Annotated in this window: 10 protein-coding genes; all 10 read right to left on the bottom strand. The window is 44.4% G+C overall.

Annotated elements, in window-relative coordinates; all coding sequences use genetic code 11:
* Positions 1–212 precede the first annotated feature (212 nt).
* Positions 213–1,313: a UDP-galactopyranose mutase gene (gene glf / locus DWX57_RS07655; protein ID WP_015534596.1), complete on the bottom strand. Its 1,101-nt coding sequence runs from the start codon at positions 1,311–1,313 to the stop codon at positions 213–215.
* A 5-nt stretch (positions 1,314–1,318) separates the two neighbouring features.
* Positions 1,319–3,889 (bottom strand): polysaccharide pyruvyl transferase family protein, encoded by a 2,571-nt coding sequence (locus DWX57_RS07650; protein WP_120123419.1) that lies wholly within the window; start codon positions 3,887–3,889, stop codon positions 1,319–1,321.
* Positions 3,890–3,917: 28 nt separating this feature from the next.
* Positions 3,918–5,750 carry a glycosyltransferase family 2 protein gene (locus DWX57_RS07645; RefSeq protein WP_015534594.1) on the bottom strand — a complete coding sequence of 611 codons (1,833 nt, stop codon included), beginning with the start codon at positions 5,748–5,750 and terminating at the stop codon, positions 3,918–3,920.
* Between the two features lie 58 nt (positions 5,751–5,808).
* Complete coding sequence (locus DWX57_RS07640) at positions 5,809–6,669, bottom strand: ABC transporter ATP-binding protein (protein WP_330410609.1); 861 nt, start codon at positions 6,667–6,669, stop codon at positions 5,809–5,811.
* A 12-nt stretch (positions 6,670–6,681) separates the two neighbouring features.
* Positions 6,682–7,470 (bottom strand): ABC transporter permease, encoded by a 789-nt coding sequence (locus DWX57_RS07635; RefSeq protein WP_015534593.1) that lies wholly within the window; start codon positions 7,468–7,470, stop codon positions 6,682–6,684.
* Positions 7,471–7,495: 25 nt separating this feature from the next.
* Positions 7,496–8,527 (bottom strand): glycosyltransferase family 2 protein, encoded by a 1,032-nt coding sequence (locus DWX57_RS07630; protein ID WP_118758373.1) that lies wholly within the window; start codon positions 8,525–8,527, stop codon positions 7,496–7,498.
* Positions 8,524–9,309 carry a glycosyltransferase family A protein gene (locus DWX57_RS07625; protein ID WP_242859110.1) on the bottom strand — a complete coding sequence of 262 codons (786 nt, stop codon included), beginning with the start codon at positions 9,307–9,309 and terminating at the stop codon, positions 8,524–8,526. Before DWX57_RS07625 ends, DWX57_RS07630 begins: the two co-directional genes overlap by 4 nt.
* 199 nt (positions 9,310–9,508) lie before the next feature.
* Positions 9,509–10,525, bottom strand: a complete 1,017-nt coding sequence (gene galE, locus DWX57_RS07620) for a UDP-glucose 4-epimerase GalE (RefSeq protein WP_117550141.1) — start codon at positions 10,523–10,525, stop codon at positions 9,509–9,511.
* Between the two features lie 255 nt (positions 10,526–10,780).
* Positions 10,781–12,289, bottom strand: a complete 1,509-nt coding sequence (gene galT, locus DWX57_RS07615; RefSeq protein ID WP_120123417.1) for a UDP-glucose--hexose-1-phosphate uridylyltransferase — start codon at positions 12,287–12,289, stop codon at positions 10,781–10,783.
* Between the two features lie 289 nt (positions 12,290–12,578).
* The gene (locus DWX57_RS07610) at positions 12,579–13,868 is read right to left on the bottom strand and encodes a galactokinase (RefSeq protein WP_120123414.1); all 1,290 of its coding nucleotides are present in this window, start codon (positions 13,866–13,868) and stop codon (positions 12,579–12,581) included.
* Positions 13,869–13,969: the final 101 nt, after the last annotated feature.

The raw sequence follows: 13,969 nt of genomic DNA, 5'->3' as shown, positions 1-13,969 counted from the left end.
TACCCTTTTAATTTTTACCCCCTGGGCACCATATCCACCAAACAACATGCCCATAATTAGTATAATTTTATCACGTTCTGTTGAAAGTGTATATCTTTTTTATTTTGCCGTATCACCCATGCTTCCGGCACGCAAAAAGGACGCATATACGGAAAATCTGTATTCCGGTATGCGTCCCTTTGTATGGCTTTATAATATGCTCTATCTCACGATTAGAACTCTGCCTCAACACACTCAAGTGCTGCTGCGATTACCTTGTCCATATCATAATACTTGTACTGTCCAAGTCTTCCGCCGAATATTACATCCTTGCGTGTCTCTGCAAGCTCCTTGTACTTCTCGTAAAGCGCATTGTTCTTGTCGTTGTTTACAGGGTAGTATGGCTCTACGCCCGGCTTCCACTCTGCTGAATACTCACGGCTGATAACTGTCTTTGGCTGCTTTCCAAACTCAAAGTGCTTGTGCTCGATTATTCTTGTGTATGGAACATCTCTGTGTGTGTAGTTCACAACAGCATTTCCCTGGTAGTTCTCCTCATCGAGTACCTCTGTCTCGAATCTTACTGAACGGTACTCAAGTGGTCCGTACTGGAATCCGAAGAACTCATCGATCATACCTGTGTATACAGTCTTGTCTGCGATGTCAGGATTCTCCTTGATAAAATCGAAGTAATCTGTGTCAGTCTTGACCTCAGCGCCCTCAAGCATCTTCTCAATGATCTGTGTGTATCCGCCCATTGGGATTCCCTGGAAACGGTCATTGAAGTAGTTGTTGTCGTATATGAATCTCAGAGGCAGTCTCTTGATAATGAATGCAGGAAGCTCTGTACATGGTCTTCCCCACTGCTTCTCTGTGTATCCCTTGACAAGCTTCTCATACACATCTGTACCGGCAAGCTTGAGTGCCTGCTCCTCAAGGTTCTTTGGCTCTCCAATGTTCAGATCTGCGATCTGCTTCTCGATGATTGCCTTTGCCTCTGAAGGCTTCTTGATTCCCCACATCTTGCTGAATGTGTTCATGTTGAATGGAAGGTTGTACAGCTCATCCTTGTATGAAGCTACAGGTGAGTTAATGTAGTTGTTGAACTCTGCAAACTGGTTTACATACTCCCAGATCTTCTTGTCAGATGTGTGGAATATATGTGCGCCATACTTGTGAACGTTTATACCCTCCACCTGCTCTGTGTAAATGTTGCCGGCAATATGTGGACGCTTGTCTATAACCAGACAGCTCTTGCCTCTCTTGCCTGCCTCGTATGCAAATACTGCGCCGAATAATCCGGCTCCTACTATGAGGTAATCATACTTTGCCATGTTACTTAATCCTCCTTATCTTCCGCCAATCTCTTATCTATAATTGGATATGCTCTATAACCCTCAAACTCCTTAGGTCTGAACAATACTTCCTTAAGCCATGCAAGGGATCTCTCCCTCTCTGACACAAGTATCTTATTGACATTGTCGTAATCCACAGGCTTCAACAGCTCATCATTTCCAAGAATGTCTGCCGCATCCTGAACGTAATGATCTCTCACCTGGAATACATCCACGAGGGATTCAAATCTTGTCATTCCTCTTGCACTGTTTGCAAGTCCGATAAAGTTTGTCTCAAATACAAGTGAGAAGCTTATTCCGTGGCATGAATCAGTGAGAACGAAATCTGCATTTCTGAAATAGTTCAGCCAGTCCTCGACTGTTATGTCGTCGACGATCTTGTCGTCCATATCCATGATCTGACGGTTCTTCACCGGGTCCTTTGGACGTCCGTCCAGAAGAACAACTACCTCAAGGCCGAGCTTCTCTGAAACCTCAACCACTGCGGCTCTCTTCTCCGGAGTTGGATCAAGTATATATGCAAGCATATATTTGCCATCGTGCTTCTTCTTTGCCTTGTCTGCCAGTGAATCGAATACCTTTCTGTCTGCAACAAATACAGGATCGAGAACTCTCACCGCATCTATTCCATACACATCCTTACAGATCTCAACTCCACTGGTCTCTCTGATGGATATTCCATCAAACTGTCTCATGTATTCAGATATCGTCTCCCTGTCCTGTACATTACAGAAATCCCTGTCATGTCCAAATGATGCAGAGAATGCGATCTTCTTCTTATCCGGCTCAACAAAATCGAAATAGAATGAGAAGCCGAAGCCTCTGCTTATACCTCTGTTCCACACCTGATCTGATCCCATGATGAATGTATCGACCTTGGAATTGAGCTCTCTCATATCCTTCAGTGTGTATCTCTTGCTCTCATGGTAATGTGCCTTTGCAAATCTTCTCGCATGGGTGTCAGGCTTGCCGGCTCCGGTCTTGGCTGCAGGCATGTCTATCATGAGCACTGACAGACCAAATGATCTGATGATCTCGTGAAGTGCGTAATAGGTAGCAACACTTCCGTAGTTTGCACCGAACCACACGCCATATATACCTACATCGTACTTGTCCTTTATGGCATAATCGTATGCCTTCTCCATGGATGAGCCATTATTTATCTGCTCAAAATATCTCTGTCTGGCAGGATGATTCTTGAAGCAGTGGTCAAAAGGCTGTCCTGTCTTAAGCACATCATCACGCGGAATCTCCTTGTTCAGGAGCAGCTTGTCCGCTATGGCTGCATATATCTTCTCACCCTGTGGACTGTTGACCGACACGATCGATGTTCCCTTGCCGTCAGTGTAATCTCTGTTGTACTTCTGGATTCCCCAGAAATCCGCAAGTGTTATATCACCTGTTCTCGGAAGCTTCGCGTATGCGCAGTGTCCACAGAACTTTCTCGTTGATATACAAGGAAGAAAGGCTCTGTAATACGGATCCTGTGTCCTTGTTCTGTGATAAACTGTTCCGTCAGTATACTTTACAGTCATCTCTGTAGACCAACCGAAATAGTCCTTGTCTCTGAATCCAACATCAGCAACCTTGCCCTGATCCTTGCCGTGGTATTTGTTCAGATAATCATCGAACAGCTTTGGCGATGGGCCGCCGTGGCACATCAGATCTATTGTGTAGAGATTTGATATATCCACATTCTTGAGTGTTGCGTAAAGTCCTGCGACCTGACATCCGCATCCGCAGAATACTACCACTCTGCCTTCCTTGAGTATCTTCTTAACGTCCGCATACACCTTCGATGCATCAGCCTGAACATACTTGGATTTTCTGAGCTTGTCCAGATCATCCGGGCTCTCTATGATAAAGTGTTCAACCTTGAAATCGTCTGTGTATCCTGCTCCGCATACAGCTCCACCCTGCTCAAATGCATACTCAGCCAGCAGTGTGAATATTCCACCTGACGAACTCTTTGCCCTTATCTCATCGTCTGCATATGCCGCATAGCATGCAGGCTCGACAGTGTTCTTATACTCAAGATTTATAGATGGACAGATCTTTCTGCACAAACCGCAGTTTGTACATTTGCTGCGATCCACTACAGGAGCAAGGAATCCCTCTGAATCATACTTCATGCTTATAGCATTTACTGGACATACACTGTAGCACGCGCCGCAGCCACAGCAGTAATCAGGATGTATGCATCCGACTGTCTTGTCGCTGTCGCGTCTCACCGCTTTCTTTCTCCACTCTACTCGCTCTTCTTCTCTCTGTCTGGCACTCTCCTGCTTCTCAAACACTTTGATCTCAGGCTCTGCTTTTTCCTTCGTGGTGAATACCTTATTCATCCTGATCTCAGCAGGCTCGACCTTTACAACAGGCTTTTTGCCGTCTCTGAGAGCGTAATCACCGCTCATCGCCCTCTGCGCCGCATTTACTCGCTGGGACGCCTTGAGCTTATCCTTTGGCTTCGAACCGTTCTTCTCTGAGGTGTAATCTCCCCCCAGTGCTCTTCCCGCAGCCGCCAAACGGTTTTTTATACCTTTAATAGTAGCCATACCCTAAAGATACTCCTTCCATATCACTTTATATATGCAGATATTCCTTCCAGAACTTAGTTGTCTTCATCTCGTCAAATGCATTTCTGTAAGCCTGCTCAACTTCCACATGTGTCTTCTTGTATTTAGCCAATACTTTTCTATATCTCTTTATAAGCGCAAAACAACGCTTTCTGTTGATCGTTCTTCTGACTCCTGTTCCACCGTTCTTGTTCACGGCAACGAGAGTCTTCTTCATGTAATTCTTTCCCGGAACAAAGAACCAGTCGTACGCGATGATATACGGTGTTCTTCTAAGCATGAAGTTTGGAAGAAGATGTCCGTTTATCGTGAGCACATACATTGCCTTGCGGAACAGATTAAGACTCTCATACTTGTATGGATCTGTAGGAAGATCCCCTGCATAGCCAAGCTCTGCCAGCGGCACAAGCTTCTCGTTCTTAGCATTGTGCTCCTTGAGGCTCTGCTCTCCGTCAAGATGCATGATATACTCTGGTCCCTTGAGGTAATCCTCAATGGAATCTATGAGCAGCTCAGCATTGTTGTATGCAAATCTGGTTATATCCTTCCAGAACATTCCCTTTACTCTCGCAAGGAAATCCACATCCTGGCATATTCCGCTTGCCGCCTGGATAACAAAACTGTTTCTGTGAACCTGGTAAAGCTCCATGGCAGCGTTGAATTTGCCTGCAAATCCCACATGCCATATACAGATACCATTTAATGCTATGAATCCCGGCTTGTTTCTCAGTGAGAACTCCACGTCATCTCCTCTTACAAATACAGGAAGTGGTAATCCTCTGTCCTCGATGTGCTCCACAGGTATACAGCAGTACCACCAGCCTGCATATGCATCATCGACATTGAAGCTGTAGTTCTCATTTGCAACTATGTTCTTGAGAAGCCTCATATCCATAGCCGACTTGACCGGACCGTATGATCCGTCTGCCTTGTGTACAAATCCCACGTCCTCATACTGCTTCTGGCGTATATCGTAATCGAACATGGCACCACTCAGGAAGCACTTCTTGTACTCGTCCTTGAGGAGTCTGAGCAGATAATATGTTCTGAACAAACTCTCTGGCATGACCATAACATCATCATCCATGAGAAGTACATGTGTAGGCTTCTTTGGAAGCTCCAGTGCCTCTATCATTCCACGGGTGAAACCACCGGCTCCACCTACGTTGTTATTCATATAAACCTTGAGATCCTCACTGTCGAGCTCTGATGGATCGAGTTCTCTGTCATTGTCAATGACATGTACGAACATGTGTCCCTTGAGGTCACTTCCATCATAGAGTACATTTGACTTGATGAGGTCTATATTACGCTTGATATATTCCTGCTTCTTGAATGTTGTTGTGACAAGAGAGATATTTACATCCCTTATTCTGTCCTCCTCGATGTCAGCAGAATAGTATCCGCTGTATATCTCTGTATCTTCCAGGGTATCCATATAGAAACCTACAAGAGCCTTATCTGTCTCCGGTATGTTCACAACCACCTCTGAAACCTCATCACTCTCAACTACCTGTGATACAAGTGGATTGTAGGTAACCGCAACGGATGCTGAATATATTGCATATACGGATATTGTAGCCTTTCCCTTCATTGTGAGGTGAAGCTTGAAGTTCTTTACCCCTGTATACTCCGACCAGCGTTTTACCTGAATGCAGTTGTAATAGCTCATGAAATTAACCTTTGTGAGCTTCTCTACAACATGGCATTTCTTCTCTGAGTCGTATATAAATGGTGATTCCTCTCCCTTTCCAATGGCGCTGAATTCAGGATACTCTATCAAGTTCACATCCAGATTCATCTGCAGCATCACATTCTGCAACTTCACATTCTGTAACATTATCCAATCCTCCTGTGTTGTATATCAAACATCTTGCCTGATTTCTTGTTATTTCTTGTTATTTCTTGTCCTTGCTCTGGACCTTTGCCGGTGCAGGTGCATCCATCTCGGCCTTGAATGCATCGCATACCGTATCGGCATCTCCCACCATAACTACATTTCCATGATCCAGCCACATAGCCTTGTTACACTGCTTCTTGACAGCAGCTATGTTGTGGGATACATACAGCAGGGTCGTTCCATCCTCCAGCATGGCAGTCATCTTGGCCGCACACTTCTTCTTGAATCGCATATCACCTACAGCAAGTATCTCATCCGCAATGAGAATATCCGGCTCAACCGCCGTCGCTATGGAGAATGCAAGTCTGGTCTTCATACCTGAAGAAAAGTTCTTGACCGGAGAGTCAAGGAAATCCTGCAACTCTGAAAACTCAACTATATCGTCAAACTTTGACTCTATAAATGCCTTTGAATATCCCAGCAGAGTTCCGTTGAGAAATATATTCTCACGGGCCGTGAGCTGTGGATCGATTCCGGCTCCAAGCTCTATGAGAGCTGCCACAGTTCCCGATACCTTAACAGTACCGCTGGCAGGCTTCAATATTCTGCTGACTACCTTGAGCAGGGTGGATTTTCCGGCACCATTGGTTCCAACGAAGCCCCACGCCTCGCCCTTCTTTATATCAAGATTGATGTCCTTTAACGCTATGAACTCCTGGAACATCAACTGTTTTGTCACAAGTCTTATAAAATACTCTTTCAGATTGTCCACCTTCAGATTGTTCTTGTTGAATCTTATGGTCACATCCTTGAGCTCTATAATGGTCTCACCCTTTGCCACAGTTGTTGTACGCTGTGCATTTGAGGTGAAAATCTTCTTATCATCAAGTTCGTTCTTTTTCTCTTCTACGTTAGCCAACTGCCACACCTCCTAAATATACAGAATGAACTTGTCCTGATTCTTCTTGAAACACAGCACTCCCAGTCCAAAGAAAAAGAATGCATAGAGGAATCCGAGACCGATAGTAGTGAGATCAGGCATCACTCCCTGATGCGCTATGCATCTAAACTGCTTGATATATACATACAGTGGGTTGAAGTAATTCACAAGTAACTTCAACCAGTCTGGCAGCATATCTATAGGATAGAATATCGCTGAACAGTACATCCACGCTGTGGTGACCGCATTCCATATATATCTTGTATCTCTGAAGAATACATGGAGCTGTGCAAGAAAAAAGCCCAATCCGCAGGCAAATATATAGGCCTGAAGGAATATGAACGGGAACAACAGCATCGTCCAGTAAAATGGTGAACGTGTGAATATGATAACGATAAGAAACGCTCCCAGTGAAAACAGGCAGTCAACAAGTGAGCTTGTGATCTTTGCCAGCGGGAACATAAACTTTGACACATACGTTTTCTTAAGCAGTGACGAATTATCTGTTATACTTCCAAGTGCCTTACCACATGCACCTATTACAAATTCGTACAGTATACGTCCTGCAAAAAGGTACACAGGGAAGTGTGGTATCGATCTGTTGAACATCTTGGAGAATACGATAACCATTACGATCATGATGAGCAATGGGTTCAGGATACTCCACACATATCCAAGAAAACTTCTTCTATACTTTAACTTTATATCTCTTGAAACAAGCTGATTTAAAAGATCTTTATAATTAAAAACTTCTAAAAAGCTTCCGCTTTTTACTTTCATTTTTCGTTAATCCTCCATAGTAAATCTATTCAAAACTCTTATTGTGCCTTACCTTGTTGTAAAGCTTTGAATTAAGCATTTTGTTGTAGCCTTCCAGACCCACATGCGCAGCATTCAGAAGCTTAAGTATCTTATAATGCTTCAATGTCATATCAACGACGTGTCTGTCTCTCTTGACTATATAACTCATAAGCTGATCTACCCGTGCAACACCTCTCTTTCTGTCGGAATCGCATAACATGGAAGTTACCATGAAGCTCAGCAGAAGAAGATGTATCTTCTTGTCGCAGTATTCAAGGGCCCACTGCTCCGAGATGTCCTCTCTGTTCTTGAGCATCTTTACTATGACCATCTTGGTGTGGTCGATTCTCTTGAGCTGATTCTGCGCGGATACGCTCTGGGACACATCCCCGATCCTGTACTCGTACACGAACATATCGAGTGGCAGTATGGATTTTGCCAAGCAGCATGGATATGTCGCATATTCGTGATCCTCGTAGAATACTTTTTCTGCAAGTCTGACTCCATTCTCACGGTAAAACTGTGTTCTATATGTTATTCCATGGAATGTGAGGCTTCTGTCAAATTTTTTCCAGTCTGACATGACCTCTTCCATAGTATATTCTCTGTCGAATTCATCAGGGAAACATCTCCAGTTCTTTATCTCCCCTGTTGTTATATTGATGGTGTGGTGACATGTCAGAACAACATCCGCACTGGCATTCTCGAGCTTTCCTATAAACTCAGGAATACTCTCTGTGAGAAACCAGTCGTCGGCGTCAAGCACCTTCATGTATCTGCCCCTGGCCTTCTCAGCTCCGGCATTTATCGCTGAGCCATGTCCTCCGTTCTCCTTATTAATAAGTGAAAAGCTGTCAGGATACTTCTCAATGTACTCCTCACATATACTCTCACTGCCGTCTGTCGAGCCATCGTTTACCACTATCACGTCTATTTTGTCCATAAGCTCCGGAACAACAAGTGATCCAAGACATTTGTCAAGATATGGCTTGCTGTTGTAAGACGGAATTATCACACTTAATATTTTTTCACTCATTTCTTCTTCCCTAACCTGTTCTCATGTATTCCCTTCATAATAAGTCTGAAGGCCTTAAACCATGATATATCACTGTCAAACTGATGTCTCTTCCTTATACTGTAATACGCTGCGTACAATACCGCCGGTACATAACCCATGATGTATCTTGTCGTATTACCTCTGTTTATGAAAAATTCTTCGTTATACCCCTTAAACCATGTTGACTTTGTCTGCGCAACATCCGCTATGACAAATGGTACATAATATATTGCAAGTCCGTTCTTCCTGCAATCCGTGAGGAATCTGAATTCCTCTTCAGCTCCGTTGCCCGAGCCCGCACCCATGCGCTCATCAAAATATACATTATTATTGACTATGCTCTCTCTCTTGAATGATATCTGCCAGGATGCCACATGCATGAGATCCAGATATCCAAGCTTCTTAGGCATGTCGCCCCAATGGGCAGGTCTGTTGCCTATGTTGAATATGATGACATCCGCCTCTGGCAGATCTCTGTACGCAGTCAGTATCCCTTCTTCGTAATTCCTGCTGAACACCTCATCGTCATCACACAGCAGACACACATCCGCCTCGGAATGCTTTATAGCATAGTTCCTGCTCTTGGTAAGACCCTTGTCATTCACCGAAAAAATTCTTGTCTTATGTCCGTTCCTGTCATATTCATTGTACCCATCATATCCACACTGGTTGACTATGATCGTGTCGGACTCTATATGGGATTTCGTTATGATATCCTCATCCTGAAGGTTCATACACGAAAGCAGTATTTCTAGTCTCATATGTCAAACACCCATTTCTATCTGATAAAGCCCTAAAAAAGGGCATAATTAACAAAGACCGCAGAAAGCGTAGTTTACTTACTTATACAACGTCTCTTTTAAAAAGTCAATACGCAGAAAAGAGCACCGGCAAATCTACATCTGATTGTATATAGTATTTGTCGGTGCCCTGTCACTTTATGTTATTTATATTTTGGAATTAGTCATTATATCCATTTGGATTCATCGACTGCCACTTCCATGAATCAGCACACATCTCGTCGATTCCGTACTGAGCCTCCCAGCCAAGCTCCTTCTTGGCAAGTGAAGCGTCTGAGTAGCATGTTGCGATGTCGCCAGGACGTCTGTCCTTGATCACATATGGAACGTCATGTCCACATGCCTTGCTGAATGCCTTGATAACATCGAGGACGCTGTAGCCATTGCCTGTTCCAAGGTTGTATACCTTAACTCCAGGATTCTCCTTGATCTTGTTGATAGCCTTTACATGTCCAACTGCAAGGTCTACTACATGGATGTAATCTCTCACACCTGTTCCATCCGGTGTGTCGTAATCATTGCCAAATACTCCAACGCTCTGAAGCTTTCCAATTGCAACCTGTGCAACATATGGAAGAAGGTTGTTAGGAATACCCTTTGGATCCTCTCCGATAAGTCCGCTCTTATGAGCTCCGATTGGGTTGAAGTAACGGAGAAGAATTACATTCCACTCTGGATCTGCTGTGTGGAGGTCTGTGAGGATCTGCTCGATCATCCACTTTGTCCAGCCATATGGGTTCGTAGGTGTTCCCTTTGGGCACTCCTCCGTGATAGGGATAAATGCAGGATTACCGTATACTGTAGCTGATGATGAGAAGATGATGTTCTTGCATCCGTTCTTTCTCATAACCTCACACAGATTAAGAGTTCCTGTGATGTTGTTCTGATAGTACTCAAGTGGCTTTACAACTGATTCACCAACTGCCTTGAGTCCTGCAAAATGTATTACACAGTCAGGCTTCTCATCTGCAAATATCTTGTCCATAGCTTCCTTGTCAAGGATATCTGCCTTGTAGAATGTGAGATCCTTTCCTGTTATCTCCTTGATTCTGTCGACTGCCTTCTCGCTGGCATTGTAAAGGTTGTCGAGAATGACTACCTCATAGCCTGCATTAAGCAATTCAACACATGTATGACTTCCTATATAACCTGCTCCGCCTGTTACCAAAATTTTCATAATGTTTTTCCTCCTTTATGATACTGTGACTCATAACCATCTGCCAGACACCTGTGCTTTTGGGGGCACTGTTCATGTCTTGCGCAAATGTCGATCACCAGTTTATAAACATTTTTATTTTGCAATGACGTTTTCTCCAACACTATACCACTACATCCTGTTATGCACAATAAAATGTGGCATTAATAAATATTAGTTATGGAATACGTCTGTCACAGATACACATATATTATTACATTTTTAGTGCACACTATATTACTGTGCATTCACATAATCTACGAACTTGAGGAATGCAGCCTTTCCGGCCTCATCTCTCTTGTAAACGCCTGCACACTCAAGGATCTTTGCGAATACATCGCCGATCTCATCCTGAAGTATCTTGTGTACGTTATCCGCATTTATATCGTACTTTCCAATGAAAGTCTGTACCCAGTCGTAATGCTTTGCTATATTCTCGTGGGCCTTGATGTCTCCACCTGCCACAAGAACCTCTGCAAGCTCTTCCATCTCGCCCTTGAGTCTTGCAGGAAGCACCGCAAGTCCCATAACCTCGATGAGTCCGATGTTCTCCTTCTTGATGTTGTGATACTGCTCCCATGGATGATAGAGACCAAGTGGATGCTCCTCTGTGGTGATGTTGTTACGAAGGACTAAGTCCATCTCGTACTTGCCATCTCTCATTCTTGCGATCGGAGTGATCGTGTTGTGAGGCTCTCCGTCTGTCTCCGCGAATATGTACGCATCCTCATCTGTGTAGCCTCTCCATGCGCCGAGAATCTTGTCGGCAAGCTCTATGATCTTGTCTGGATCCTCTCCGTCAAGTCTGATGACTGACATAGGCCACTTCACGATTCCTGCCTCGACATCCTCATATCCTGCAAATGTAACCTTTGTCTCAACAGGTGCCTTTGTCATGGCAAATGTATAACGTCCGCCCTGGAAGTGATCGTGTGTGAGGATTGAACCACCTACTATAGGAAGGTCTGCATTTGATCCCAGGAAGTAATGAGGGAACTGACCCACAAATGAGAAGAGCTTCTGGAATGTCGCCTTCTCTATCTTCATTGGGATGTGCTGTCCGTTAAACACGATACAGTGCTCATTGTAATATACATAAGGGGAATACTGGAAGCCCCACTTGCTGCCATTTACCTCTATAGGGATGATCCTGTGATTCTCCCTTGCAGGATGGTTGATCCTTCCGGCATATCCCTCGTTCTCCATGCAAAGCTGACACTTTGGATATGATGACTGTGACATGGTCTTGGCAAGGGCGATCATCTTCGGATCCTTCTCGGGCTTTGAAAGGTTGATGGTGATGTCGATATCACCATACTCTGTAGGCTTTACCCACTTGATATCCCTTGCAACTCTGTATGTTCTGATGTAATCTGTAGCTCTGCTGAGCTTGTAGTAGAAGTCTGTCGCCTCCTCTGGGGACTTTGCGTACTTCTCTCTGAATGTCTTTATGATCTGGCTTGGCTTTGGAACCAACGCATTCATGATCTTCGTGTCGAACAGATCTCTGAGGACAACCGAATCCTCTGCGATAAGTCCATTCTCAACTGCATAATCCAGAATCTCCTTGAGACACTCCTCAAGTTTTTCCGGTGTATCTATAGCTGGCACCTCACCCGGCTCCTCGTAGCTGTCCTTCTTCAGCATCTCAAGGATGGTGTTGGTTGTATATATTCTGTCCTCTTCCTCTATCAGCTCATTTGCAATTCCGTACTCAACAAGCTGCTTGATATTTGTATCTATCATGATTGTAACCCTTCTTTCTACATATCCTTATATTTTTCTCGCACAGATATTTGCGAAACCCATAAACCTGTATTATGTTTGAGGTAATTTAACATTACCAAATCAGGGGAATACGAGGCCGCCGGTCCTTAGGTAATAGTCAATGCTAAGAAATCTGCATTGACTATTACCCGCAACAGCTGGCAAGCCAGCTGTTACATACGCTGCAGACAGAAATAAGCGAAAGCGACCCTTGATTGGTATGTTAAAGCGCCTCAGACACTACATTTCAATTATGTTTCGCAAATATCTATTCAACTACCTTGATTCCGCCGTAAGGTCTCACCTTGAGGACGTGGCATGCGCCCTCTCCGAAGATCGACTCTATGTTCTTCTTGTACTCAGCAACAGCCGCGTTCTTGACAAATGCCTGGATGGTTCCGGCAAATCCGCCGCCGTGTACTCTGCACACACCATCCTCGCCGATGAACTTCTCTGAGAAGCCAAGTGCTATTGATACGTTCTGTGTGAGTGGATCCTTTGCGCTGTATATATTCTGAAGAAGCTTAAATGATGAATCTCCACTTCTCTTTATCACGTCGAGGAAGTGGTCAAACTCCTGATTCTCAAGCGCTGCAACGCCCTCTGCAACTCTATCCTGCTCTGTGTAGAAGTGAAGCGCACGAAGGACTGCTCTGTCGCTCACCTTGCCGCTTGCTCTCATCTCACCAACCTTGCTGATGAAGTCCTCCTCTGAAACTCTGCTGAGTAATTCCTCACCGAAGTAATTTGCAACCTGCTTCATCTCTGCAGGGATTGCTGCGTAGTCGTCTGTGAGGTCTGCATGTGAACCCTTTGTGTCAACGATACACAGGCTGTACTGATGAGCCTCAAAGTCAACCGGAACCTGCTTGATAACAGGATTTGCCTTGTCGAAGAAATCAATATATATAAGTCCTCCGACTGCACATGCCATCTGATCCATAAGTCCGCATGGCTTGCCGAAGTATACGTTCTCTGCGTACTGTCCGATCTTTGCCACATCTACAGATGATACCTTCATGTCATTGTAGAGGCCTGAAAGGATAGTTCCTATAAGGCTCTCAAATGCTGCTGATGATGACATCCCAGCTCCCATGAGCACATCGCTTGTCACAAATGCCGTGAAACCGCCTACCTTGAATCCGTAGTCTCTGATTCCTGCAACAACACCCTTGATAAGCGCTGTTGTTGTTCCCTCAAGTGCAGGATCCTGCTCGATATCATTTACATTGATAACTTCCTTAGGCATATCGTCTGACACAAGCTCGATCACGCCGTCCTCTCTAGGTGCCACAATTGCTATGGCATCAAGGTTGATTGATGTAGCAAGTACATGTCCGTTCTGATGGTCTGTATGGTTTCCACACACCTCGCTTCTTCCGGGAGCGCTGTAGATAGCAACCTCCTGATCTCCGAATAACTCTGTAAATTTATCAAGAGCTTTTACATATCTTTCCCTGTTGTATGGGATCATATCCTTGTCGAGATAGATCTGTGCAAGCTTCTCGTCAAACTCTCCACCTGCGATAATTTCCTTTAATTCTGCGATTTTCTTCATTGTCTGTAACTCCACCTTTCTCCATCTTTTTATATTTTTTCTTAATGTCCGTTATTTTGTTGTCCATATTGCGCACATTTTCTGCGCTACGCCGTTGCGCT

It is taken from the genome of Coprococcus sp. AF19-8AC (assembly GCF_003603115.1).
Taxonomy (GTDB): Bacteria; Bacillota; Clostridia; order Lachnospirales; family Lachnospiraceae; genus Coprococcus; species Coprococcus aceti.
The sequence above is the reverse complement of the archived record's forward strand: the minus strand, read 5'-3'. Positions and strand labels throughout refer to the sequence as shown.